Source organism: Virgibacillus sp. (assembly GCF_013393565.1).
GTDB classification, from domain to species: Bacteria; Bacillota; Bacilli; order Bacillales; family Amphibacillaceae; genus Virgibacillus; species Virgibacillus dokdonensis.
The window spans coordinates 25451-50554 of the sequence record NZ_JABXHF010000026.1; the positions used below are offsets into that span (position 1 = coordinate 25451).

Annotated in this window: 24 protein-coding genes; 8 read left to right on the forward strand and 16 right to left on the reverse strand. The window is 37.7% G+C overall.

All coding sequences use genetic code 11. From position 1 onward, the window contains the following. Window positions 1-132: 132 nt before the first annotated feature. From HLX49_RS07470 to HLX49_RS07480, 3 genes are all read left to right on the forward strand, one after another. Window positions 133-1029 carry an ROK family protein gene (locus HLX49_RS07470; protein WP_296361113.1) on the forward strand — a complete coding sequence of 299 codons (897 nt, stop codon included), beginning with the start codon at window positions 133-135 and terminating at the stop codon, window positions 1027-1029. A 15-nt stretch (window positions 1030-1044) separates the two neighbouring features. Continuing rightward, window positions 1045-2445 (forward strand): glycoside hydrolase family 1 protein, encoded by a 1401-nt coding sequence (locus HLX49_RS07475; protein ID WP_101933318.1) that lies wholly within the window; start codon window positions 1045-1047, stop codon window positions 2443-2445. Window positions 2446-2897: 452 nt separating this feature from the next. After that, entirely contained in the window at window positions 2898-4052 is a 1155-nt protein-coding gene (locus HLX49_RS07480) for an iron-containing alcohol dehydrogenase (RefSeq protein ID WP_077702379.1), read from the forward strand. An 86-nt stretch (window positions 4053-4138) separates the two neighbouring features. Here HLX49_RS07480 and HLX49_RS07485 read toward each other — a convergent pair whose 3' ends face one another. Then, the gene (locus tag HLX49_RS07485; protein ID WP_296361120.1) at window positions 4139-5788 is read right to left on the reverse strand and encodes a M20/M25/M40 family metallo-hydrolase; all 1650 of its coding nucleotides are present in this window, start codon (window positions 5786-5788) and stop codon (window positions 4139-4141) included. Between the two features lie 279 nt (window positions 5789-6067). Between HLX49_RS07485 and HLX49_RS07490 the strand changes: the two genes are divergently transcribed. The 4 genes from HLX49_RS07490 to HLX49_RS07505 all read left to right on the forward strand — a co-directional run bounded on the left by HLX49_RS07490 (window position 6068) and on the right by HLX49_RS07505 (window position 11168). Beyond that, window positions 6068-7549, forward strand: a complete 1482-nt coding sequence (locus tag HLX49_RS07490) for an alanine/glycine:cation symporter family protein (RefSeq protein ID WP_101933317.1) — start codon at window positions 6068-6070, stop codon at window positions 7547-7549. A gap of 507 nt (window positions 7550-8056) precedes the next feature. Then, a complete protein-coding gene (gene ahpC, locus HLX49_RS07495) occupies window positions 8057-8620 on the forward strand; it encodes an alkyl hydroperoxide reductase subunit C (RefSeq protein WP_077702376.1) in 564 nt (187 codons plus the stop codon). 12 nt (window positions 8621-8632) lie between these two features. Continuing rightward, window positions 8633-10162: an alkyl hydroperoxide reductase subunit F gene (ahpF, locus tag HLX49_RS07500; protein ID WP_077702375.1), complete on the forward strand. Its 1530-nt coding sequence runs from the start codon at window positions 8633-8635 to the stop codon at window positions 10160-10162. A gap of 415 nt (window positions 10163-10577) precedes the next feature. Further along, a complete protein-coding gene (locus tag HLX49_RS07505; RefSeq protein ID WP_077702374.1) occupies window positions 10578-11168 on the forward strand; it encodes a cupin domain-containing protein in 591 nt (196 codons plus the stop codon). Between the two features lie 374 nt (window positions 11169-11542). Here the strand turns inward: HLX49_RS07505 and HLX49_RS07510 are convergent, their stop codons facing one another. From HLX49_RS07510 to HLX49_RS07535, 6 genes are all read right to left on the reverse strand, one after another. Continuing rightward, complete coding sequence (locus HLX49_RS07510) at window positions 11543-11959, reverse strand: hypothetical protein (protein ID WP_367112731.1); 417 nt, start codon at window positions 11957-11959, stop codon at window positions 11543-11545. A gap of 250 nt (window positions 11960-12209) precedes the next feature. After that, the gene (locus tag HLX49_RS07515) at window positions 12210-12959 is read right to left on the reverse strand and encodes a MerR family transcriptional regulator (RefSeq protein ID WP_101933315.1); all 750 of its coding nucleotides are present in this window, start codon (window positions 12957-12959) and stop codon (window positions 12210-12212) included. A 389-nt stretch (window positions 12960-13348) separates the two neighbouring features. Further along, window positions 13349-13777, reverse strand: coding sequence for an N-acetyltransferase (locus HLX49_RS07520; RefSeq protein WP_073006983.1), 429 nt, complete (start codon window positions 13775-13777; stop codon window positions 13349-13351). Further along, a complete protein-coding gene (locus tag HLX49_RS07525; protein ID WP_296361114.1) occupies window positions 13749-14408 on the reverse strand; it encodes a hypothetical protein in 660 nt (219 codons plus the stop codon). The genes HLX49_RS07520 and HLX49_RS07525 overlap by 29 nt, the downstream gene beginning before the upstream one ends. Beyond that, window positions 14402-14530 carry a hypothetical protein gene (locus HLX49_RS07530; RefSeq protein WP_296361115.1) on the reverse strand — a complete coding sequence of 43 codons (129 nt, stop codon included), beginning with the start codon at window positions 14528-14530 and terminating at the stop codon, window positions 14402-14404. The genes HLX49_RS07525 and HLX49_RS07530 overlap by 7 nt, the downstream gene beginning before the upstream one ends. Next, entirely contained in the window at window positions 14527-15054 is a 528-nt protein-coding gene (locus HLX49_RS07535; RefSeq protein WP_077702370.1) for a MerR family transcriptional regulator, read from the reverse strand. Before HLX49_RS07535 ends, HLX49_RS07530 begins: the two co-directional genes overlap by 4 nt. Before the next feature lie 149 nt (window positions 15055-15203). On the opposite strand from HLX49_RS07535, the gene moaC reads away from it, so the two are divergent. Then, window positions 15204-15698 carry a cyclic pyranopterin monophosphate synthase MoaC gene (moaC, locus tag HLX49_RS07540; RefSeq protein WP_077702369.1) on the forward strand — a complete coding sequence of 165 codons (495 nt, stop codon included), beginning with the start codon at window positions 15204-15206 and terminating at the stop codon, window positions 15696-15698. A gap of 404 nt (window positions 15699-16102) precedes the next feature. On the opposite strand, the gene HLX49_RS07545 is transcribed toward moaC, so the two are convergent. From HLX49_RS07545 to HLX49_RS07585, 9 genes are read right to left on the reverse strand one after another with little or no spacing between them, the layout of a single operon-like run. After that, on the reverse strand, window positions 16103-17302 hold the full coding sequence (locus HLX49_RS07545; RefSeq protein WP_077702368.1) for a phosphopentomutase: 1200 nt from the start codon (window positions 17300-17302) through the stop codon (window positions 16103-16105). 4 nt (window positions 17303-17306) lie between these two features. Then, the gene (locus HLX49_RS07550; RefSeq protein WP_077702367.1) at window positions 17307-18467 is read right to left on the reverse strand and encodes a YhfX family PLP-dependent enzyme; all 1161 of its coding nucleotides are present in this window, start codon (window positions 18465-18467) and stop codon (window positions 17307-17309) included. Window positions 18468-18500: 33 nt separating this feature from the next. Beyond that, entirely contained in the window at window positions 18501-19625 is a 1125-nt protein-coding gene (locus HLX49_RS07555) for an aminotransferase class V-fold PLP-dependent enzyme (RefSeq protein WP_483372447.1), read from the reverse strand. Next, complete coding sequence (locus HLX49_RS07560; RefSeq protein ID WP_077702365.1) at window positions 19625-20542, reverse strand: phosphotriesterase family protein; 918 nt, start codon at window positions 20540-20542, stop codon at window positions 19625-19627. The genes HLX49_RS07555 and HLX49_RS07560 overlap by 1 nt, the downstream gene beginning before the upstream one ends. Before the next feature lie 27 nt (window positions 20543-20569). Next, complete coding sequence (locus HLX49_RS07565; protein WP_121640783.1) at window positions 20570-21862, reverse strand: YhfT family protein; 1293 nt, start codon at window positions 21860-21862, stop codon at window positions 20570-20572. A gap of 22 nt (window positions 21863-21884) precedes the next feature. After that, a complete protein-coding gene (locus tag HLX49_RS07570; RefSeq protein WP_121640784.1) occupies window positions 21885-22241 on the reverse strand; it encodes a DUF2620 domain-containing protein in 357 nt (118 codons plus the stop codon). A 1-nt stretch (window position 22242) separates the two neighbouring features. Then, entirely contained in the window at window positions 22243-22620 is a 378-nt protein-coding gene (locus tag HLX49_RS07575) for a PRD domain-containing protein (protein WP_296361116.1), read from the reverse strand. A gap of 28 nt (window positions 22621-22648) precedes the next feature. Then, window positions 22649-23581, reverse strand: a complete 933-nt coding sequence (gene yhfZ, locus HLX49_RS07580) for a GntR family transcriptional regulator YhfZ (RefSeq protein ID WP_073006964.1) — start codon at window positions 23579-23581, stop codon at window positions 22649-22651. A gap of 30 nt (window positions 23582-23611) precedes the next feature. After that, a complete protein-coding gene (locus HLX49_RS07585; protein ID WP_296361117.1) occupies window positions 23612-24679 on the reverse strand; it encodes an amidase in 1068 nt (355 codons plus the stop codon). Window positions 24680-25104: the final 425 nt, after the last annotated feature.

A 25104-nucleotide genomic window follows, 5' to 3' on the forward strand; every position in this document is an offset into this window, starting at 1 on the left:
TTTCTTATACTATAAACCAAAAAATCTGATGCTTTCCTATAGTGCTATAACAGCTAAGCATTTTCTACTTTACGATTGTATAAAAAACACAAGATCTAATGAGCTACAAGGTAAAAGAAAAGGGGCTATACAATGAAACAATACCTTGCATTTGACTTTGGCGGAACGTATATCAAATACGCAGTAATAGATGAAGAAGCAAACATTTCTTTAGAAGACAAAATCCCAACTCCCGATCATTTACAAGATTTATTGGATTTTATCCAACAAACAGTGCAGCAAGTAAAACAAAAGAAAGAAATTAAAGGACTAGCGATTAGTTGTCCAGGAACGATTACGGCTGATGGTGAAGTACAAGGGACGAGTGCCATCCCTTATTTACACGACATCGCTTTAAAGAAGGTACTGCATGAAGCAACAGACATGCCAGTCGCAGTGGAAAATGACGCAAACTGTGCAGCACTTGCGGAGTTATGGAAAGGCGGCGCTGTTGGACTACAAGATGCATTGGTCATTGTCATTGGTACAGGTATTGGTGGAGCTATCATTTCAAACGGTGCATTATATCGTGGTGCGCATCTTTATGGTGGAGAGTTCGGCTACGCTATTTTGTTTGCAGATCCAAAAACCAAACGAATCGAATATTGGAGTCAGATGGGATCTACTTCTGCCATCGTACGAAAAGTCGCTGAACAAAAAGGGATTTCAGCAAACTCGTTATCCGGAGAACAAATTTTTTCCATGGCTAACAATGGAGATGAGATTTGTCAGCAAGCTATCGAGGAATTTTATTTTGTTTTAGCAACAGGCATATACAACTTACAGCATATGTATGATCCTGAACTTATTTTAATCGGTGGGGGTATTAGTGCAAGGCAAGATTTTATGTCTTCCCTTTCTACTAGCATACAGGATGTTCAACAATCAATGGGAATAGGCAACCCGCACGGAAAAGTAACTACTTGTACTTTTCTACAACAGGCAAATCTTATCGGGGCAACCTATCATTTCCTTCAATCTAAATCATAAGAAAAGGTGGTAACTATGTCACAATACACATTTCCTAACGACTTTTGGTGGGGAAGCGCTGCTTCAGCTACGCAAACAGAAGGTGCTGCAGCAATTGACGGTAAAGGAAAAAATATTTGGGATTATTGGTATGAACAAGAACCGAATCGCTTTTTTCAACAAGTCGGTCCCAGTGAAGCGTCCCGTTTTTATGAAGCCTATCAAACAGATATTGCCTTAATGAAAAAGTTAGGTCATAATTCCTTTCGTATGTCTATCTCCTGGTCACGTCTTATGCCAAATGGTACAGGAGAGGTGAATCCAGCAGCGGTGAATTTTTACCATCACGTACTGGATGAGCTAATCAATGCAGGGATTGAGCCTTTTGTAAACCTCTATCATTTTGATATGCCGCTAGCTATGCAACAGATAGGTGGCTGGGAAAACCGCGATGTTGTCGAAGCCTTTCAAGCATATGCTCGTACTTGTTTCCAATTATTTGGTCCTAAAGTGAGCAAATGGTTTACACAGAATGAACCCATTGTTCCCGTAGAGGCTGGCTATCTATATGATATGCACTATCCAAATGTCGTTGATTTCAAACGAGCTGTTCAAGTAGGATATCATTCTGCTTTAGCTAGTGCCAAAGCGATCCAAGCCTATAAAGAAGAAAGGCAACAAGGAAAGATAGGTATCATTTTAAATGTAACCCCATCTTATCCAAGAAGCAGTCACGCAGCTGACGTAAAAGCTGCGAAAATTGCAGATTTATTTTTTAACCGCTCTTTTTTAGATGTCTCTGTAAAAGGTGAATTCCCGAAAGAACTTATCCAATTACTGGAAAAACATGACCTGTTACCAGTCACTCAAACGGAGGATCAAGTAATTTTCTCAAATTATACGATTGACCTTTTAGGGGTAAACTATTATCAGCCCCGTCGAGTAAAAGCAAAAGAATATGCCGCTCACCCAGACGCCCCTATAATGCCTGAGCATTTTTTTGACGCTTATGACATGCCGGGCAGAAAAATGAACCCCTATCGTGGTTGGGAAATATATGAAAAAGGAATTTATGATATTTTAATCAACTTAAAAGATAACTATAATAATGTAGAGTGCTTCATTTCTGAAAATGGTATGGGCGTAGAAAATGAGCAGCGATTTAAAGATGATTCTGGAATCATTCAAGATGATTATCGAATTGATTTTTACAAAGATCATTTAAAATGGGTCCACAAGGCATTAGAAGAAGGAGCTAACGTTAAAGGGTATCACGTATGGACATTTATGGATAATTGGTCTTGGATGAATGCCTATAAAAATCGCTACGGCTTAGTTTCCGTTGATTTAAATAATAACGCGAAACGTTCCATTAAGAAAAGCGGTTATTGGTTTAAAGATGTCGCTACTAACAATGGCTTTTTTACAGAAGCATAAGGTGTTAAAGTTTTAAGCCGTGGGGCATTGTCTCATGGCTTTCTAAACTTGATATTCATCTATTGAAGATGGCTTCAAAACATATTGGATAATATATCTATATGTTGCTTATTAATATAATGCTAATTTCCTCCATGCAAGACAATTTTCCTACAATAAAATACCGTAGCCTAAAGCGACCTTCCCCCTTTAAATAAATTTATTTTAGTTTATTATTTGTGAAAAAATAACATTCACTTGTGAAATTACGAGCAATTAGGAGTATACGGGTGTTTTTACCATCATATATTCACATATGTAATGATTTTGTGGATATTTGTCGTTTTTTGATCTTTTTTGTTGAATATTATTTCCATTATGCTATATTGAAGGAGAAGAGGAAATATATAGCAGATTATATATAGGACTTTTCTGCTAATTACAAAAATAGTTTCAATAAGGAGATGAAGAACATGACAGCGCAAAGTCAATTTTCAATGCCTTCCATTAACTTATTTGGTTCAGGAAGTATTCAAGAAACTGGTTCCCGTTTAAAAGATGTAAATGCGAAGAAAGCCTTATTAGTAACAGATGAGGGACTATTTAAATTAGGTATCGCAGACAAAATTGCGAACATCATTAAAGAAGCTGGGCTAGAAGTAGAAGTTTATCCAAAAGCTGAGCCAAACCCTACAGACAAAAACGTAGCAGATGGTGTAGAAGCATATAAAGCTGCCAATTGTGACTCTCTTGTATCATTAGGAGGAGGATCTTCACATGACGCCGCTAAAGGTATTGGACTTGTTGTATCTAACGGTGGAACGATCCACGATTATGAGGGTGTAGATAAATCAGAGAACCCATTAGTTCCATTAATCGCCATTAACACAACAGCTGGAACAGCAAGTGAAATGACGAAGTTTACAATAATAACTGATGTAAAGCGTCATGTAAAAATGGCTATTATTGATAAGCATGTAACGCCTTTAGTATCCATTAACGATCCAGATTTAATGGTTGGTCTACCACCAGCACTAACTGCTGCTACAGGATTAGACGCTTTAACTCATGCTGTAGAAGCTTACGTATCAACAGCGGCAACTCCAATGACAGATTCAGCTGCTGAAAAAGTATTTGAACTTATTCCTGAATATTTACCACGAGCATTTGCCAATGGACAAGATATCGAAGCACGTGAAAAAATGGTTTACGCACAATTCTTAGCCGGCATGGCATTTAACAACGCTTCGTTAGGGTATGTGCATGCAATTGCTCACCAAATGGGCGGGTTCTATAACTTGCCACACGGTGTATGTAACGCCATCCTTTTACCACATGTGTGCCATTACAACCTTGTAGGTCGCGAAGATCGTTTTGCTAAAATGGCAGCCTATTTAGGTGAAAATGTAGACGGATTAAGCAAACGTGAAGCAGCTGAAAAAGCAATTGCTGCCATTGAGCGTTTATCGAGAGACTTAAATATTCCATCTGGCTTTAAAGAACTTGGTGCAAAAGAAGAAGACATCCCTACCCTAGCAGAAAACGCTATGAAGGACGCTACGGCTGCAACCAACCCTAGAAAGCCAAAATTAGAAGAAGTTCAAGCAATCATTCGCAAAGCGATGTAAGTAGCATTTTAAAAAAATTTTTAAAAATATGAAACAAATACAAACTAACTCCCACTACCTGCTTCTCAGCAGGTAGTTTTTCTACGTCACATTCCCAATAATTCAATCACACGCTTTGTTAAGTTTGGCACGATTTCAAAAGAATATGTCATCTCTACTCGTTCCAAACGCTTATGCGCATCCATACCGTACGGGCCGATGTTGATTACAGGTATATTTAATTCCCGTATATCCTCATAAGGGACAAAATGTTTGCTACCCCAACTTGGGCTGTTCTGGGTAACAGCTTGAATATCTGCTTGTGAATCTCTAATCGCCACAAAGCTCATATCTGAAATATGTGGAAAAAAATTTCTTGTTACTAAAGGATGCGAATAGTTTGGTTGTAATTCGGTGACCGCCTTCTCCAAAGCTTTGATGAGTGTCGCTTCTTTTTCATTGTCCTCCGATAAGTCCACTCTTGGTGAGTAAAGAGAAGCATAAAATAAAATAATTGCTGGTGTTTTATCTGTCATCCATTTCCAAGCCTCTTCCACGATATAAACAGAAAATAAACGGGTATCCAGATTTTCTTGTTGCAAAAGAAAATCTTTAAACGCTTGGATATGCTGTATAAAAGGCTCACCATGCTCCTTTTTTAACCTATTTTCCATTTCTTCATAAGTTAGTACTCTTGGCTTCCATCCAAGCGGTGCAGGCGATTTTCCTCGAAGCTGACCAAATTGCTGATAGCGCTGTTGCAATTTTTCAATAGCCCGCTCAAAAGCAATGTAAGCCTCCCCTTTCAATGTTTCCAGAACTTCTGCCGGCGACCAGGAATGGGTAAAAAAATTATAGTATACGTAAGCCGCCAAAGCAGTTTGTGTTGTATAAGCTGGCTTCAAATCGGTTTGCTTTAAAGAAACAGGTGGATGCGTCACTTCTCCATGTGCATCATCACAAAGATGTGGGTTATAATTGATTTGATTTGTTAACTCAGCTGCTATAAAATTCGGATCAAACCCTTCGAAGCACGAGCCAACATGTGTTTCTGCTCCTTGAACAAGAAATGTCGGAAGCAATTTCCCTACTGTACCTTTATATATGTAGCGATTTTCATCTCCTGCAAATGCTGGAGCAACAAAGTCAGAATTAATGGCAGCTACATATTCAAAACCTTTTTCCCTTTTCCATGATTTTAATAGCGGTATCGCCGATAAAATACCATGTGAACTATCTTCTTCATCGCAAGCTGCTAAAAATAGCAAATTCCCCTTCAGTTCCTCGGGATGGTTGGCATAATATTTCAACAAATATAAATGACTAGCAAGACCGCTTTTCATATCTAAAGCTCCACGACCAAACAACCAATCCCCTGATTCTAAGTCTGCTTTTACCGTAGAAGGCAATTGCTCCCCTTTTAGATGTTCCATCAACTCCTCTGGAGAACAAGCTACATGCTGTAAATGTTGAAAATCAAATGTGTCAACCGTATCCATATGTCCCATAAGAATGACCGTTCGATTACTGTTTCCTTTTGTCCCTTTTACGAACGCAAGCACATTATATCTTTCCATATGATCATTTGCTGTCGGCTGTAAAAGCACTTGATCAGCATGCCCTCTGAAATAGGGATAATTGGAAATAATGGAATACAATGAAGATGCTATCGTTTTTTCCCCATCTGTATTTACCACGCTTTCCATGTGTACTAATTGTTTGGTTATATGCAATATTTCCTCTCTGGAATGTAACATCATATCAACCTCCTTAACACTATTGTACAAAAAGTAACACTATTATGATAACAATTTTTTATATCTTTTTGGCAGCAATTTTAAGATCGCTGCCACCAGTAAATTTGAGCCTCTCTTGTAAAAAGATGATGCTACTGCACCATATTGTTGTTTTTGGAACATCAAACACTTTTGGGTGTTAAACCAATTTGAATATCAAGGTAATTTTTGTTATTATTAAAAAATTAACAACTTTAACTTTTATCTCTACTTAAGCAAAAAATGAAAAGGAGCAAACGTATGCAAGTTATTCTGCAATCTATTTCAGAGTTTCTTTGGGGACTGCCTCTTCTTATTGCTATTCTCTTTACGGGCGTGTATTTTTCCGTTCGGAGTAAATTTTTTCAATTTCTTTATTTGCCACATATTCTTAAAAAAACATTGCTAAGTATCTTTAAAAAGAAGGCCACTAATGATGATACGTCCTCCAAAGGGATTATTTCCTCCTTTGAAGCTGTTAGTACAGCTATTGGCGGTTCTGTTGGTGTTGCCAATATTGGCGGAGCCTCCACTGCAATTGCCGTTGGCGGGCCAGGTGCTGTATTTTGGCTTTGGATTTGTGCCCTATTTGGTATGATTATAAAAACCGTTGAAGTAACCTTGTCTGTTCATTATCGCAGCACAGATGAAAACGGCGAACCGTATGGCGGTCCAACCTATTATATGGAAAAAGGACTTGGAGAAGAGAAGAATTTCCGCTACTGGATGATCCCTGCCATTCTGTTTGGTTGCGGTATTTTTGGCACCTTCTTTTTTACACTGCAAAACTACACGATCTCCGAAGCAGTAAGTTCTACATTTGATATTGGCATGATCCCTGTCTCCTTAACACTTATGGTAATTACATATTACGTCATCTATGGTGGTTTAAAGCATATTGGGAAGTTTGCAGCAAAATTAGTTCCCATTATGGTGTTATTTTACATTCTGTCTGGTTTGTATATTATTTTGAGCCATGTCACCCAAATTGGCGACGTGTTTTCCATTATATTTCAAAGCGCGTTTGGTGGGACAGCCGCTGTAGGCGGGTTTACTGGCGCAGCAGTAACACAAGCAATTAGTATGGGGATGGCAAGATCCGTCTATAGTAATGAAGCTGGTTGGGGGACTTCCCCGATGGTTCATTCAACTGCTAAAGTAAATCATCCCGTTAAACAAGGGCTTTGGGGCGCGTTTGAAGTATTTGTTGATACGATTGTGGTTTGTTCCCTCACTGCTTTTGTCATCATTATTACAGGTAAATGGTCTTCCGGCATGTCAGGTGCTGCATTAACATTATCGGCATTTGAAATGGGAATAGGCGACACTGGAAGAGTTGTCATCACCATTTCGATCTTCTTATTTGGATTAACAACCTTAACAGGTTGGTTCGTATATTATGAAGTGCTACTGCGCCACCTATTACGAAATCAAAAGCGCGCTTTTAAAAGAGGTGTGTTGACGTTTTACAATTGGTTTTACCCTATACCAGGAACGGCTTTAGTCATCTATGCCGTAAGCTATGGTTTAACAGGTCAAACGGTCTGGTATTTTGCCGATATAGCTTCTGCTATTCCTACGTTTATCAATGTTACGGTGATTTTAATCTTAAGCAAAAAATTCTTTACCTTGCTCCACGACTATAAGGCAAGGTATTTAGGAATTGGGAAAATCGACCCAACTGTACATCTATTTTATGAAGATGAGCATCCACCCCCTTCTACTTTTAAAAAAGTGCCTTAGCGTGGACAAAGGCTCGGGGCGCCCCTTTAGCAACACAGCGAGTAGAAAGCATCAACGAAAGATTTAGGAATCATGCCACTAAAACAGGGTATGCCGACGTCGTGCGGCAAGCCCAACCAAAAAACAGTAGCAATTATAAAACGCTACTGTTTTTTTATTGGTTTAAGGTGTAGCGACTCGTGGATAATTTTGAACTTCAGCGACTTTACAAATTTCTAAAATAAACGTTTCATTTGCGCTAAAAATATAACATCTCTTTATAACTATCCTACATTTTCCATCATCATTGAGTATCATTTTCAATTACTTTTTCATACATTTATTACTTAATTTATGTATGGATGTAACCACAGCTTACCTAGCAAACACAGTCATTTTCAGTAAAAAAGGTAAATGCTTGACAAAAAACAACTACTAATTAATAATAGATGTGTAATTAGAATTATTATAGCTAAAGCTTTTGCTTTTTAGCTCATACATCAAAATACTTCTAGGAGGAAGATAATTATGTCTTTAATAGGAACCGAAGTACAACCATTCTCTGCAAAAGCCTTTAAGCAAGGTGAATTTATCGATGTTACAGAGGAAAATTTCAAAGGGCAATGGACAGTGCTTTGCTTTTACCCAGCAGACTTCTCATTCGTATGCCCAACAGAACTAGAAGATTTACAAAACGAATATGAAAATTTGAAAAAATTAGGTGCTGAAGTGTATTCTTGCTCTACAGACACACACTTCGTACACAAAGGTTGGCACGATGCGTCTGATAAAATTAATAAAATTGAATACGGAATGATTGGCGATCCTGCACAAACACTTACTCGTATGTTTGATGTGTTAAATGAAGAATCTGGTCTTGCTGATCGTGGAACATTCATCATTGATCCAGATGGCGTTATCCAAACTGTAGAAATCAATGCGGATGGTATCGGCCGTGATGCTAGCTCATTAGCTGATAAAATCAAAGCTGCACAATATGTACGTAACAATCCAGGTGAAGTATGTCCTGCAAAATGGAAAGAAGGCGAAGAAACACTTAAACCAAGCCTTGACCTAGTAGGTAAAATCTAAGGAGTGCTATAAATGGTACTAGACCCAGAGATCAAGTCACAATTACAACAATATCTTGAACTATTAGAAAACGACCTAGTGCTTAAAGTAAGCACTGGAGACGATAAAATATCAAAGGACATGCTAGCTCTTACGGATGAGCTAGCTAATATGTCCAATAAAATAACAGTTGAACATACAAAGCTAGCGAAAACACCAAGCTTTAGTATTAATCGTGTCGGGGAGGATTCAGGCATTGCGTTTGCTGGTCTTCCACTTGGGCATGAATTTAATTCACTCGTCTTAGCTCTCTTACAGGTGAGTGGCAGACCGCCAAAATTAGATCAAAAAATGATTGACCAAATTAAAAGCATTACAGAAGAATATCACTTTGAAACATATGTTAGTCTAAGCTGTAACAACTGTCCTGACGTGGTTCAAGCGTTAAATATGATGAGCGTACTCAACCCAAATATTTCGCATACGATGATTGACGGTGCAGCGTTTAAAGACGAAGTAGAAAGCAAGAACATTATGGCAGTTCCGGCTGTCTATTTAAATGGAGAATTCTTTAATGGTGGGCGAATCACCCTTGAAGAGTTACTAGAAAAAATCGGACATGGTGTAGATGCCTCTGAGCTTTCTGAAAAAGAGCCCTTTGACGTTCTTGTCGTCGGCGGTGGTCCAGCAGGTGCTAGCTCAGCTATATATGCTGCTCGTAAAGGAATCCGCACTGGTATCGTTGCTGAACGCTTTGGCGGTCAAGTTCAAGATACACTTAGTATCGAAAACTTTATTAGCGTCAAGCGCACAGAAGGGCCCAAGCTAGTTGCTAACCTAGAAGAACATGTCAATGATTACAACATTGATGTCATGAACTCTCAACGCGCCAAAAACCTCGAAAAGAAAGATATGTTTGAGCTTGAACTGGAAAATGGCGCTGTACTAAAAAGTAAAAGTGTCATCATTTCTACAGGCGCTCGTTGGCGAAACATCGGCGTTCCTGGCGAACAAGAATTTAAAAACAACGGTGTAGCATATTGTCCACACTGTGACGGTCCATTATTCGAAGGAAAAGATGTCGCTGTTATCGGCGGAGGTAATTCTGGAATTGAAGCAGCTATCGACCTCGCTGGAATTGTGAAGCATGTCACGGTACTTGAATTCGCGCCAGAACTAAAAGCTGACGAAGTGCTACAAAAACGCTTGTACAGCTTACCAAACGTAACAGTCATTAAAAATGCCCAAACAAAAGAAATCACTGGTACTGACAGTGTAAATGGGATTACCTATATCGATCGTGAAACAAAAGAAGAAAAACATATTGAACTTCAAGGTGTATTCGTACAAATTGGACTCGTTCCAAATACAGAATGGCTTGAAGGCACTGTAGAACGCAACCGCATGGGTGAAATCCTTGTAGACAAACAAGGACAAACAAACGTTCCCGGCTTGTTTGCCGCAGGAGATTGTACCGACAGTGCTTATAACCAAATTATCATTTCTATGGGGTCAGGCGCAACTGCTGCTTTAGGCGCATTTGACTACTTGATCCGTAATTGAATATACCTTTGTGACAAAGTCGTTATACTACCTATAAGGGGGTAGTATAGCGACTTTTTTATGCAGCAAGAGATTCCAACAGCGCATGATTTGCGTGCTTCACAGATCGCCTCCGCTGCATTGATACAAAACTTGTGAATGGTGACTTATCACGATTTCATGAAGTCGCCTAGTCCCTGGACGCTGGAGCCGGACGTGGCTATTCCGTTAAATCGGTATCCCAGCAACAATATCATACTTTCTTATCCTTTTAGAAAAATTTAGCTATCGCCAGTCCTTTTGGCGATAAACCGTCGTCGTTTCGTTTATACCATAAAGCTTAAAAAATTTTTACTTTCCTATAGTGTCAAATATGTACATTCGCCCACCCTTCTGCATAGGATATGGTAATTATGAATAGAAAGGATGGAACAACATGTATTATTATCCGTATGTATACCCTTATCCTTACTATACGAACAATCCAAATTACTATAGTAGGTATGCACCTATGCATGCAAATATGGATGGCACACCTCTAGCTTATCAAAATTATGCTTATGCCTATCCCAGTTATCAAAATCCCTTTTACCAAACAGACGATCGTTCACACTTGAAAGACTACGGCGGAAAGCCATATGTGGTAAATATTGAGGAAGCTACAGAGGAAAATGAAACATTTCGTACAGCCATTTGGACGGGAGATCATTTACAAGTTACCGTCATGAGTATTCCTGTAGGTGGGGATGTTGGATTAGAGGTTCACCCAAACGTAGACCAGTTTTTACGCATTGAAGAAGGTGAAGGAATAACACAAATGGGTAATACCAAAGATAATCTAACTTTTCAGCGTAACGTCTATGACGACTATGCCATTATGGTTCCTGCTGGCACATGGCATAATATAACAAATACAGGCGATAAACCATTGAAGCTTTATTCCATTTACGGACCGCCAAACCACCCATTTGGAACGGTACATCGAACACAGGAAGAGGCCATGGAGATGGAAGGGCATTATCATTAAAATCGTATGAGCTTGATACTATTCCATGGAATTTAACTTTACGAACAGAATTTGCGCAAACGGAGTGGGAAGGCTTTATTCCACGACAGCATGTTCTTAAAAGATATTTTTATTCTTTCAAGGTCTAAGTCGCATATTATTATAAAACTTAGACCTTTTTTATACTGTTTTTCTTATTAGGTTGCCTATGTTTAAATGTTGAATAATGCTTCCCGCTTCCCACAAATCTTTTATTTAAAAAGACCGCAACATCTGTTCATGACCACGTATCTTTAGTAGCTTAGATCTCCACCACTTTTCTATATAAGTTAAAGCCCACTCCTAGAAGACAGATTCCTTTACCCGCTTATGATCGCTTCAACAGAAAGAAAAACTCACCTTTTACTTGGAAAAAGCGTGTAAGACCACGAATAAATGAGATCGACTACAAATACAATCCCCCATAGCATTCCAATAGAAAAAAGCGTCTTATTCGGGTACGGTGACTGTGTAAAATCTCCTTGCTCTACCCATGATAAATCAGTCAGATATGCTTTCATTTCCTCCCAACTATCTGTTCCTAATGACCAGAAAATGGTTTGCCCTAGGATAAACAATACAATATGAATCATAGAAGAAATACGATACTTCTTGGCAATGTATTTAGGATTTTTATTTCTGTCCATAATGGTATAATCTTTATCCGTTAGCAATTCTACGCCACGCCAATTTCCAATTTTATTTCGCATCCAACGGTCTAACCTTAAAAAATCAAAGATGCCAAATGTACAAGCATAAATAACAAAAATCATAATTATGATAAGAAAATTTGAAATCTCTCCCGTATGCTGATATACATACATACCCAATAAGGCTTCTGCAACTAATAGTATGAAAAACAAGCAGATAAATAATGCGCTCGTTTTCGTCTTATTGAAAAAGTATCGGAACAGGCCGAATAGTAGTAATGAAAGGAGGGATAACACTTCGGCGACGATAAATATTTCCCAGCTGTACGTTACGAAAAAACTCAGATGATCAACCCCTTATGACATGATGTAATCAAGCTTCCTTTCTATTGTTTTGATAAATAACAAACGCTTTTTCTACAAACTCTAATAGTTCTTGATCCAATGGATAAAAACCAGCTTCCTGTGATTTTTCAGGTGATTTTCTTATTTCCCATAACTTATCTATAAATTCTGGACAATCACCGTAAACCTCCACCGTTTTTTCATCCATCCGTCTAATAATTCGTTGCACTTCTGGTGCAGAGACTCCTTTTAGCATATGCTGTTTTAATTGGGCCATTAGCGCGATCCATTCCATTGTATCTGGATCACCGTGATTAATATTTGGGAGCATATCCAACAGCTTTCTTTCTTCTTGATCAAACATTTGTTTTAAATACGCTTCCCTTTTATGAAAATCTTTCTGGTAAATTTGAATGAGTTTTTGTAATTGAAGCAAGTCAATTTGATCTTCCAGTACCATTTCATGTAACAACCCACGTAGGATGCTTTCCATTTCCCCTAGCTTTTCTTTTTCTTTTAAAATATAATTCAATTGATTTTGCAAACCACTAAACCAATCATGGTTTTCATTCTCCAGCATATCCTTAATAGCTTGCAGACTAAATCCTAACGTTTTCAAAAACTGAATTTCTTGTAATTTTATTAGCTCTTTCTCTCCATACAGTCTATGCCCGCCTTCCGTCTTGTCGGCTGGTGAAAGTAAATTGATTTGGTCATAGTATCGCATCGTTCGTACCGTTATTCCCGTCTGTTTGGTTATTTCTTTTATAGAAATCACTGCAAACTCTCCCCCACACTTTTCCTACGTTATAGTAATTATACAAAATGACGTAACGTCACTTTCAAGCATTTCACCATTTTTAGGGGAATTTATTATTTCATTTTAGAAAAACTTGGCTTGTCGCCAAGTCTTATGGCGAATGGCGTAGTTTTTCTTATACTATAAACCTATAGACTTTATATTTTCCTATAGTGTAAAAAAAGGATACCTCATGGTACCCTTTCTTTCCTTCCACTTATAGATGAAACTGACGCTGAAACGCTTCACATCCATATTCATTTATGTTACACATTCTGAAAAATAGTCAACGAAGAAAAAATTCCTTTAAAGTTGTTAACTTCTTCACGCTTTAAATCGCTTCCTTCCGAACAAAGAAATGCAAGCAATTATTTTTTCCATTCCAGCAAATATTCCTTTTCCCCTGTAGGTTCATCTACCAATTCTTCACAAATTGCAAAAGCCTGTTTGAGGTAAAAACCGACCGCCTGCTTGTTTTTCTGATAGACTTTTAATTGTATGTGATTGCGGTTTGCTTTAACAAATTGCAATAGTTCTTTACCGTAGCCTTTTCCTTGACAAGCAACTTTCACAAATACAGCTGCTAAATAATTGTCAACCATTGCAATAAAACCTACTATCTCGCTGTCCGCCAAAATAACATGCGTTTCCGCCATTGGCAAATACGTTTCCTTCATCGCTTTTCGTTGTGACTCCCAGTACGCTTGCTCGATAAAGTTGTGCGCATATAGGGAGCCTTGATACCAAATATCCACTAATTGATCCAGTTCATCTGGATGATACTTCCTTATGTTCATGTTTTTTCACCTTTTCATCTTCCTTGAGCAACTGCTCGTCTATATTATATGGGAAATCTTTTATTCTAGCAATCATCCCTTCCATATCATCAGCTCTTAACACAACAGATGTGATAGATCTTGTTTTGCCAAAGATCTTTTTCAATGGCACAGGTTGTTTAAGTATGAACGCATAATGTGGATCATCCCACTGCATGAGCGAAACATAAGTATGCTTTGGTATTTTCGTTTCAAAAGAAATAGGTTGCGCAGCTACAATCTCGCTTATATTACGAATATCTAATTCTAGATTACTTTGAAAGCCAAATTGTATGTTAACCTTATTCCCCTCTATTACATGGGGCTTACGTTTCGCTGATTGAAACAGTGCCATGAAATAAACGAGCGCATGTACATGTATGATGGTGGTAATCCGAGCAATGATTTCATTCCAAAAATGCAGGAGGAAATGCAACAAACCTCCTTCTAAAATCGTTAGCATACTAAAAACTATTGTAATTACCATCATTTGTGACGTTTGATGATACGTATACACATTTTCATCCCTAGCAGGTGCTGGATGCTTTTTCAACCAAACGACTGCGCCATAATACCACAAACGCATATACATCAAGCCTATCTGCTTTAACATTCCTCCTCGAACTCCATCTGTTCCATATAGACATCAATAACTTGACTGATAAACGACTCTACTTCTTTTGGTAGAAGAGTAAAGTGATATAGAGCATCGCCTTCTATTTCTAACGCATTCATAAATGATGTACATATACCATCACCTTGCGTTCTATATCAAATCTTTCTTCTTCGGACAAATGGCGAATGAAAATTTTCTCCATGGAAGATGGAGACAAATGATTCGCTAGCCATTGCTCCACATCTTCTTCTGCCTGCGTTGCATGAATAATTGCTAATAACAAATCTTTATTTATTTCGCTCATGTCTGCCATCTTCTCTACTCTTGAAATAGTGCGAATGACATGAATAAGGTGATCTCGTTTTTCTTCAAGTAATTTTTTTTGCTCTTTTAACGTTTCCTGCATGTTTTTCGCAGCGCTCTCATAAAGGTGTGCTTTAATCTCTTTTAACGAAAACCCTAAATATTTGAATGTAATGATTTTTTGTGCGGTAAATATATCCTCATGCGTATACAAACGATGGCCGTGATCCGTGTAACTGGTTGGCTTTAATACTCCTTTTCGATCATAGTATTGTAACGTACGCTCCGTTATACCAATCATATTTGCGAACTGTTTCACTGTAAAATATGTTTCAGTCATGCCCAATCTCCTCCCCTTGTTTTTCTCTCCCTTAGTTTAACTTATGACGTAACGTCATAGGCAAGGAAAACTTATTTTGTTTAACCGCTATCCAATGGTAAAATAGAGTTATAGAATCTCTCTTCTGAATAAAGAAAGCAGGTGACAGCATGGCAGATTTCTCCCATTTTAATGAACATGGCAGGGCTAAAATGGTTGATATATCCGACAAACATGAAAGTGAGCGAAAAGCCATTGCCCGATCAAGTGTCAACATGAATAAATTAGTTTATGCAAATATTGTTGAACAAAAAAACAAAAAGGGCGATGTGCTAGGTGTTGCTCAAATAGCTGGTATTATGGGCGCCAAGCAAACATCATCCATTATTCCCATGTGCCACCCGATTCCCATTAGCAGTGTAGATCTTTCCTTTACTTGGGTGGAACTAGAGGCGTACGATATGTATCAGTTAGTGATTGAAGCTGAAGTGAAAACAGTCGGGTCTACTGGAGTAGAAATGGAAGCATTAACTGCAGCTGCCACAGCAGCTTTGACGGTATATGACATGTGTAAGGCAATCGACAAAGGAATGACGATTGGACCAACTTTTTTACAAGAGAAAAGCGGAGGAAAAAACGGTGATTACCATCGGGAGACAAACTAGCTTTTAGCTATTTTCTAATAAACTCGCCCCTTAAATCTTTCATTTGACAACATGACAGCGTGATTTTCTTTAAATAGCAGGGGGTGTACCCTGCTATTTTTATACCATTCATTTCGCCTCCGATAGTATCACAAAAACAAAGGTTTACTATTTAAGTAGTCTTAAAATCATGTTGAAATTCAATACTATACTTCTTATAAAAACTGCTTTACCTATTCATTTACAATTCAATACCACAAATTAAAAAAATCCTGTGCACACAAGACAGTATACACAGGATAAGCCTACGTTTTAAGCGCTTTGTTCTATCTTAAACTATAGAAAAACGACGACGCTTTTGCGCCATAAGACTTGGTGACAAGCCAAGCTTTTCTAAGAATATGATTAATAAAATCAGGCGAATATTACTCTTCTATAATCTCATGAAGAAAGCTTACACCTTCTGCTGTAGCAGGTAAATGAAAAAAATCACAGAAGGTTGCACCAACATCAGACATAGTTTCCCTCATACCAATACTCACTTTTTTCACCTTTTTTCCTACCACCATAATTGGAACATACTCTCGTGTATGATTAGAATGTCCGATGGTTGGATCGTTCCCATGGTCAGCCATAATAATTAAAATATCATCTTCAGCCAGTTTAGGAATGAACTTTTGTAACCACTGATCCGTTTCATTTAACAATTCACAATACCAATCTACATTCTCGGCATGCCCTGCTAAATCCGTTTCTTGCACATTCACCAAAAATGCAGCATCATTTTTTTCTTTTTGGTACGCTTCGTCAACTTTTTTTAATAATTGGGTTGTATTCACAATAGGCTCAGCGGGGCCTTCACCATGCAAGACATCCGCCGTTTTTCCTAATCGATAAACTTTTAGCCCATGTTTTGCAGCAATCATAGGGAATTGTTTGTTAATTTCTACACCATACCCCATATGATAAACATCGTACCCTTCTCCATAAACTTTCGCCTTAGGTGTGTCCACACCCCACTGCCCTTTATTTTTTTCCTTCACACAAGACAATATATGGTCAATGGAAGTGTATGGACCACCGAATGCAATAACTCTCGTTGTATCTACATTGGCACGAATGACTTCTCCTAGTTTTTTTACTTTGTTGAACGGCATTTTTTTAAAATCTGCTGTCACATTAATAATGTTACCAACCTCAGACTCTAAGTTATCCCCAACAACTACGGCGTTGTCAACTAGAAGAATAGGACAAGAATCAATCGGATATGTGACCTTATATCCTTTTTCTTCCAGAGCTTGCTTTAGTTGAGCATGAATATCTTTCATTAATCTTTTATAAGACTTTTTCGGACAGCTTCCAGCAATCTCTTGATGCCCTAGATAGGTATCTGCTCCATGGTGCGCCAATTTGGAGTAGCCATACGCATTTTCTGGCACAGGTCTACCATCTACAAGTGTTCCTAAGCCCATCTCGTACATCTTCGGTATATCCAGTTCGCATTGTTTTGCCTCTCGAATATGTTTATAAGTGTTCGCATTACAATCAGAAGGTACATATGCAGCACAATCATCCATCGCTCCTATACCAAAACTATCAATGACAAGTAACATCATTTTAGGCATGATGTCACCACTTCCTTTCTAAATGAATAAGTCTCGGATTACCAGTTTGTATTCCTTCTATCAGTGCTACATGTGCTCGTGTTACAAATATTTGGGTGCGAAAGGCAAAAATAGCTGTATCTCCAATTTCTATTTGAAAGTTATCCGATTTATCTATAGAACCATAGTAGTCGATAGATTCTGGGCTGTTGTTATAAGCACGAACGTATCGTTTCAATATACTTTGTTCCTCATGTCCTACAAAACAGCCTTCCATATTAGAACGTCCATAATACCCTCCCGCTATTACTTGATATTGCTCTTTGAACCTATGCGATACCTCAGAAACATAAATAATAGCTGGCTTTTCAGGTAAATCACAATACGCATGTAATGGGGTTGTACCTGTTAACCCATGCCCCGGCTCGCCGTGTGTAACACCTTGTAGGGCTAGCTGTGGTATTGTTTTACAGCTAGTTCCCCCTGGGCCATTGACTTGCTTTATTTCAATTCCTTCATTCTCTAAAATGTCTCTCGCCTGCATTAGTGTATGCATATTAGTTGTAGGAATCATTTTCGTCTCTGTTTGGTTTATTTCCAAGTTGGGAAACGTAGTAACGCCAACAATATTTACACCTGATAATTTTTGAATTTCGGCAACTGTCTTAGAAAGGTACTCTAAGGGGATTCCGCCTTCCTGGGCACTATACATTTTATCATTTGAACCATAGACCTTGAGTAAGATATTTTGCTTCATTCCAAGCTTCACTGCACTTTCTGATAATTGCTTGGCTCTTTCATAGGAAAATATCGTAACTACCTCTGGCTCCCAGCTTAATACTTCATTCCACTGCATTTTCCCTGGTTGGACTAGATGACCAATATTTCCAATAGCTACTCCGTTTTCAGCCAAAACTTTACCTTCATCAAAATCTACGGCAACAGCTTTTTCAATACCATTGTCTGTAAAAATTTTCGCCAACTCGGGAATTCGTCCAAGTTGTTTTGTCATAAAATAAAGGTTAAAATGATGATCATTAGCTGTTTTTGCCATCATTCTTGTATTCTCTTTTAGTATGTCCACATCTATTATATATGTGTTCGGCGGGATTTCCCCAGATTGATGAAAAGTAACACCAGTCTTTATTAGTTGTGGATTTCTACGTTTGGTTACGTCCAAAAACATGGGCATCCTCCTGCTTTCTGTTGAAAACTGTATTTATTGTACTGATTTTATTGCTTTATCTAAAATTCTTAAAACAGTTGAAGATCCAGATTTCATTGGGTTAATTCGTAAGCCATACTCTTTTAACTTTGGCTCAGCGGCAATAAAACTGCCTGAAACACGATAGATCATTGGTATAATTTCATACTTAGACTCTGCCCCCACCGGGTGTGTTGCTGCCCCCAATTGATTGCTCACTTTAATAACTTCTTGAGCAATCGGCTGTCGCAGTTCTACAATAATCACTTTTGATTGTGCATTTACCATATATGCATGATCGATTCCTTCAATTATACCTTCATTTAAGTGCTTACAAACATCTTCCACCTGTTCATTTTGCGTAGCAAGAGCTACAGGCGCAAAGGTCATCATGCGCAACAGTTCCATTGCTTCATATCCTTGAATCTGGCCACCGCCTGAATAATTTCTTTCTTGAAGCAAGTTGATTGCTTCATTCTTACCAACAATTATCCCAATTCCTTCTGGTCCAAGTACTTTAAATCCTGAAAAAGTGGAATAATCCGCCCCAAACTCAACACCAATCCCATACGCCTTCATAGCACAATAATTGTCATCAACAACAATGGCGATATCTGGTCGTGCCTGTTTAACAATTTGAATAACTGTCTTTAAATCATAGATATCAGTAGGTGTTTGGCGTGCATGTTGAACATAAAATACTTTACAAGTATCCTCTGCTGTTACTGCTCTTTTAACAGCTTCCACGTCATTATAATTTACTTTCTTTGTTTTAATTCCCAGCATTTGAATGGTATCCTGAGTCGTTGTATATATTGGGGCATCGTGAATAAACATTTGATCTCCTGTTGACATCAATGTACTTAATATAGTACGAATTGCTCCAGTACCAGCCCCTCGCACTAGCGAAGCATTCTCTGCGCCAAAAAATGTAGCAAGTGTTCGTTCAACCCTTTTTGTCTGTTCTGGTTTTTTATATTGTGGAGCAACTCCTAAATCTCCCATTGATAAAAACTGATCGCCAGAAAAATGCTCACTCATACAATCAACTAATTTAAACTGTAATTGTTGCGCTTCTTTAACGGTTAAAGTTGGAATAACAGAATCGGCATACTTTAATTTTGATTTATCATAAGCCACTATAAACGCTCCTTTATCGATAAGGCGTTCGCAGGATTATGAATCAACAAATCATCTATAACATGATTAGAGACGCCCTGCTCCCGTAGAATTGGTACAAACTTATTAAGTACTAAATCATATCCAAGACCACCATGCTTTTTCCAATGAGATTTCCTAGTTAAATCAGCGGAAAGTAAAATTTGTTTTTGAAAACCTCGTTCAATAAAATCGATCAAATACGATAAACGTTCTTCATCTGGCCTATAGTTATTTTTTCCAATTGTATCAAATCCAATATAAACTCCAGAACGAAGCACCTCTAGCACTTCATTTTTATTCGGATTGAGGTCTTGGTGACCAATAATAATTTGATCTTTATCCAAGCCAACGTTAAAAAGCATTTCTACTTGCTCACGACCCATTGTTCCTAACGTCGTATGTGTACTAACCGTTAATCCCGTTTCTAAAGCTGCTTTTCCAGCACCGATAATTAGTTCTTTTTCTACTGGCTTCATCTCATTTAAGCTTGTTCCAACTTCACCTATTATCCCCGGAAATATTCCGCTATCTCCTATTCCCTCTTCTATTTCACGAATAAAATGTGCTGCAAACTGATGACGGTCCCAGCTGTTAGCAAAATCAGGAATAAAGGGATTTTTATAAAATCCTGTACAAGTTACAATGTGAACATTTGATTTCTCACTTAACGTTTTTAAACGTGAAACATTTCTACCCATTCCATCATTTGTTAATTCTATTAGCGATCTACCACCCGCACGATAAAAATGATTCAACTCAGAAATCATACCTTCTTCATCATCTAATATAGTGTCTGGATCATTTTTCACTTTTGATAGATCAATGGATAAATGTTCATGCGCTGCGCATACCCCAAAGTCATCTGTAGTAATCCTACCTCTTACAGTTTGTATCATATCATCACTCCTGTGGTTTCATTCATTTTATTGCGGAATACTCATTAGGCCTAAAGCGACTAGGATGTTAGCGATAATACCGACTGCAATTGCGCCAACAGGACCTACTGCCATACGGACAATCGGACGACCAGCTACTTCATTTAATAGATAAAAACCAGCAATAAAGAAGAAGCCGAACCCAGGTGCAATCATATTAGATGCATTCGCACCGCCAATTAATAAAGCGACTTCTAATAGTTTTGTCATAGCACTACGAATATTTTCACCAGAGTTTCTCACACCAGGATATTTGTCTAAAAATCTTGCAATTGAACTTAGTAACATAACTTCTAGAAAACTGATTATTCCACCAACAATTACAGCAACCCAAACATTTGGAGAAAATAAGCCGACAACAAAAATTAATGTAAACCCAACCGGACTATAAACACCTGTCGCAATCGCAGTACTAGCTACTAGTGGAATAAATCCAATTGCTCTAGCTGCAGCTGCAATCCCAGCATCTGTAATTTTTCCTTCTGCAATTAGATTGAGAGAAATTGGATCACCAGCCATGATTAATAAATTTGTCGCTCCTGCAATGAGAGCCCCTATAATGACAAAATATATGACATTATTTTTAATAGATTTAACCTTTTCACTAAACATGGCAGCCAAATCAACAGAAGATCCTTCATCCCCTTTTTCTTTCATTGCATAGAAAAATAGAAAGATCATTCCAACAATGAGTGCCATACCTTCTTGATTTAATTGAATAACATTTTCACCAATGGAAAGGAATCCGCTTTCATTAACAAATACGGTAAGCTGCCGTACCAAAGCTGCTAAAACAAATGTTAGAATACCTTTTTTAATACTAAATTGCATAGCAACTGCTAAAGCTGGAAAAGCCATGAACGTTACTACAACAGGAGTTCCCACTTCTCCTAATGGTTCTAAAAAATTAACAGGTAAATAATCAAAGAGCTTCACAAAGCTTTCTAAACCTGCTAATAATGCCCATCCGTATAATCCTCCAACGGCAGCTGCTAGAGGGGTTCCCCATTTATTCTTTGGTGTGATTAAACCGATAATATCTGTACCTAGTAAAATGCTATGAATCAAAATAATACTAGCTGATAATGTAAAAGGGATACCAAACCCAATGACTAATCCAAAGCTCATTGCAAAAGCCGTTACTCCTAATTCTCTACGCTTTAGCCTTCCTTCAATATGTTCTCCGACGACTGGTCTTAAACCATCGTTAAACACTGCAATATTTTGGTTTGCTAAAATGGCCGCCATCGCTCCAATTAACACAATAAATAAAGTCTCCATAGCTTACAAAGCACCTCCTTTACTATTTATTTCTTAATGCATTAATAATCATTGGTACCGCAGCATCGACATGATCTGCAGTAAAACCAAATGCTTTTCTACCGCTGTTAACCGCTTCGATAATATTATCATTATTTGGCTTCCTACCAGGCATGGAAACTGTTTCACATTGATCTCTTCCAAGTAAGGCGATAGCCATAGCCAATGCACCGCCACCACCAGTATGACAAGCACCCACATAATAATCTGCTTGGTTTGACTTTATAGCCATTGCAGCATCTAAATCTGATTTAATTACCGTTTCAATGGATGAATCCATTTCCTTTATTAGTGACTCTATTGTCTTTTTTTCTACTTGACCACCGATAACAATTTTCATTTTATTGTCCTCCTTGTGAATTTAAATTGATTACATTTGTGTAATGCATATATAAAAACTCCTTCTCTCCTTCTGGCAAAGGCGCCCCCCATCTGTTTTCAATAAAGAAAACGTGCTCCTTTGCCATCGGGAAATAAATGGAATTTTTCACCTCTTCCATTAACTCAACTGCAGGTTTTTCTACTTCTTCTCCTTTTTCAATACGATTTAAAGCCATCGGTAAATGAGTAAAAAGCATCTCTGCTTGTTCGATATCATGCTTGTTAAGCACTTTTAATAACCTTTCAAATGCAATAGTAGCAATATCATATTCCTTTTGTTTTATTAAGCATTTTTCCAACAACAAGTTTAATCTGTCTTTGAGATCTTGTACGTTCATATCACGCTATCCCCTTACCTTAATAAATTTAGTAATGTGGTAGTTTTTTCTTATTAACTACTAGCTCTTGTATTTCAATAATTTTTCTTGTTTCCAATCCTAAGAGAAAATCATGTACGTCAGTTCGATCTTTTTCAATTAAAATAACGGATGTGGAAGCTTTTTCCGAAAGCATATTTGCTTCTTTTGTTCGAAAGCCTACTTTTTTGAACGTTTTGTTTGTTCTCCTTTCATCTGCATTCCATACTGCCGCATCCAAACTCCCATTTTGCAGATTCTCAAATAGTTGCATGTAATTGATTGGTACTAATTCCACATTAATCTTGTCACATTCCAATAGAGTAATCTTGGATTGATCAATAGATGAAAAGTCTATTCCAACCCGCATGCCATCTTTGATTTGATTGTTGGAAGGGTCTGCTAAAAAAATTTCATGTGCCGTTACGTATGTTTTGGGGCCAAAATTAATAGCTACTTGTAGGTTATCATTATGCTTCATTTCTTCTTCAGCAGCTAACTTAGACATGACAACGAAGTCATATCTACGTGACTTTAACCCTTCCAAACGCTGCTTAGATCCTCTCATGTATGCCAAATCCAAACGTTTATGCATCACATCTGATACCTCAATTAATCCTGTTGCTAAGCCTTCATAACGTGTGGAATAAGGTAATGGCATTGCGCCCATTAAAGAACCTATTCCTGCAATTTCTTTTAATATGTGAATATCTTTATTCATTAAAAAGGTTCCTAAATGCCCTCTAGATTCCAACGTAATTGCATGCAATCTCTCCAATACATTTAATCCACCTTGAATAGTTCCCCGTCCAAAAGATAATTTCTGAACAAAATCTTCTACTCTAGGAATTCTGTCTCCCTCATTGACATCAATGAGCTCTTTAGCAATGCCTTTTGCTGCCAAACCATTTTTCGAAAATAAACTTTCCCATATTCTACTCATTCTTTACTCCTTTCCAATCAATCTACCTTTTTATAACTGAAAACCATTAAATTCTTGTTCATTATCAAGAAAGTAACGTTTCCAAACATCTGGAAGATTGATTCCCTTTTCTAACTTCTTGGCTAAATTAAATGCATTTTTGCAGTTTCCAACCCCCTCTTTAGCAACAATGACTAATCCAGTTGCAAGGTTTTCAGTTGGAACCGTAATAGCTGTTGTGTTGCACATGTTTGCTGAACGTAGAAGATATTTCCCATGATGCTTCGTTAATTCTTGACCAACTTGCCCAAACTGTTGCGGAATTGTTTCACCATAACCATACACATCAATCGGTCCTTCACAGGTTAAAATTAAATCGGCTTCGTTTTCACCTAAAATTTCTTGAATAATGTTTATACCTCTAGCTCGATTATCAATCCCTGCCATGTCTACTTCTAAGAAGGAAATATGCGAACAATCCATTTTTGATAAGTAATATATAACTTTTTCATGCATATCCATTTGATCTGGGCATGTAATCGTTCCTTTTTTTGGAATGGCGATTTTCAACTTCGGTTCTTCCACTAGCTCAAGTTCCTCGTTAATTAAAGTTTCTATAATTGAAGCTAATGTCCACATGTCTTTGGCAATTACGCCAACACTTCCAGTAAAATCTATTCCATCAGTTGATGTCTTTTTTTGCTTTACATGTAACCCGATCCCTGAACCTATCACAGAAGGAAGTTGACAACTCATTGCGGGACCAAGGGTGGAACCTCCACCATCTGTTCCAATTGCGAAATCATTTATTCCTTTTAAAATGTTAATTGGTCCGCCGCTAGAAGAACCTGTCATTAATCGGTAAGTTATTGGGTTATGCAAATCCGTATCTATCGCTCTTCCCTTGCTTGCCGCTTTATCCACTGTTAGCCAAATCATATTTTGATCACTATCTAGCTTGTCTAATACATGATTCGGTATCTGATTCGTGTCTTTCACTCCAAAAAACAAAGCACCTTGACCTTTACTTATTCGCTCTGTGTTCCAGTCATAATTAATAGCTACCACAGATCTTCCTAACTCTCTTTCTGCTAAAGCGAGCCTATTTTTTGCTATCAATTTTAAAACTTCCAATCTTTATTGTATGATCACTTAATTACAACATACAATATACAAAATATTGTATGTTGTAATTATAGCGCTTTCATATTCTAATTTCAACATAATTTTTAAATTATGTTGAAATTTGCAGGTACTTTATACAAAAACAACTATCATAAATACATTAAAAGCCACCTTTTCACAATAAAGTGGCTATCTAGTCTGCTAATGTAATTTTTCCTTTCATCACTGTGGGATACTGTCTTAATGATTTCTCCCAACCCTCCTATTTTTCAACTTCCCCCCTCGTCAATCTGTTCATCATAAACAACAACACAAACGAAAAACCAATGCTAATGAGCGCATAATAGGTAGCAATTTTTGTTTGCCCAGATTCAATAGCAAGATAAATAGCTGTTGGAATGGTTTGCGTCTTTCCTGGA

Excerpts from the sequence above, each read along its gene's own strand:
- HLX49_RS07470 (WP_296361113.1), top strand. The coding sequence starts at position 133 with ATGAAACAATACCTTGCATTTGACTTTGGCGGAACGTATATCAAATAC.
- HLX49_RS07475 (WP_101933318.1), top strand. The coding sequence starts at position 1,045 with ATGTCACAATACACATTTCCTAACGACTTTTGGTGGGGAAGCGCTGCT.
- HLX49_RS07480 (WP_077702379.1), top strand. The coding sequence starts at position 2,898 with ATGACAGCGCAAAGTCAATTTTCAATGCCTTCCATTAACTTATTTGGT.
- HLX49_RS07485 (WP_296361120.1), bottom strand. The coding sequence starts at position 5,788 with ATGTTACATTCCAGAGAGGAAATATTGCATATAACCAAACAATTAGTA.
- HLX49_RS07490 (WP_101933317.1), top strand. The coding sequence starts at position 6,068 with ATGCAAGTTATTCTGCAATCTATTTCAGAGTTTCTTTGGGGACTGCCT.
- ahpC (WP_077702376.1), top strand. The coding sequence starts at position 8,057 with ATGTCTTTAATAGGAACCGAAGTACAACCATTCTCTGCAAAAGCCTTT.
- ahpF (WP_077702375.1), top strand. The coding sequence starts at position 8,633 with ATGGTACTAGACCCAGAGATCAAGTCACAATTACAACAATATCTTGAA.
- HLX49_RS07505 (WP_077702374.1), top strand. The coding sequence starts at position 10,578 with ATGTATTATTATCCGTATGTATACCCTTATCCTTACTATACGAACAAT.
- HLX49_RS07510 (WP_367112731.1), bottom strand. The coding sequence starts at position 11,959 with ATGATTTTTGTTATTTATGCTTGTACATTTGGCATCTTTGATTTTTTA.
- HLX49_RS07520 (WP_073006983.1), bottom strand. The coding sequence starts at position 13,777 with ATGAACATAAGGAAGTATCATCCAGATGAACTGGATCAATTAGTGGAT.
- HLX49_RS07525 (WP_296361114.1), bottom strand. The coding sequence starts at position 14,408 with ATGTTAAAGCAGATAGGCTTGATGTATATGCGTTTGTGGTATTATGGC.
- HLX49_RS07530 (WP_296361115.1), bottom strand. The coding sequence starts at position 14,530 with ATGAATGCGTTAGAAATAGAAGGCGATGCTCTATATCACTTTACTCTT.
- HLX49_RS07535 (WP_077702370.1), bottom strand. The coding sequence starts at position 15,054 with ATGACTGAAACATATTTTACAGTGAAACAGTTCGCAAATATGATTGGT.
- moaC (WP_077702369.1), top strand. The coding sequence starts at position 15,204 with ATGGCAGATTTCTCCCATTTTAATGAACATGGCAGGGCTAAAATGGTT.
- HLX49_RS07545 (WP_077702368.1), bottom strand. The coding sequence starts at position 17,302 with ATGCCTAAAATGATGTTACTTGTCATTGATAGTTTTGGTATAGGAGCG.
- HLX49_RS07550 (WP_077702367.1), bottom strand. The coding sequence starts at position 18,467 with ATGTTTTTGGACGTAACCAAACGTAGAAATCCACAACTAATAAAGACT.
- HLX49_RS07560 (WP_077702365.1), bottom strand. The coding sequence starts at position 20,542 with ATGATACAAACTGTAAGAGGTAGGATTACTACAGATGACTTTGGGGTA.
- HLX49_RS07565 (WP_121640783.1), bottom strand. The coding sequence starts at position 21,862 with ATGGAGACTTTATTTATTGTGTTAATTGGAGCGATGGCGGCCATTTTA.
- HLX49_RS07570 (WP_121640784.1), bottom strand. The coding sequence starts at position 22,241 with ATGAAAATTGTTATCGGTGGTCAAGTAGAAAAAAAGACAATAGAGTCA.
- HLX49_RS07575 (WP_296361116.1), bottom strand. The coding sequence starts at position 22,620 with ATGAACGTACAAGATCTCAAAGACAGATTAAACTTGTTGTTGGAAAAA.
- yhfZ (WP_073006964.1), bottom strand. The coding sequence starts at position 23,581 with ATGAGTAGAATATGGGAAAGTTTATTTTCGAAAAATGGTTTGGCAGCA.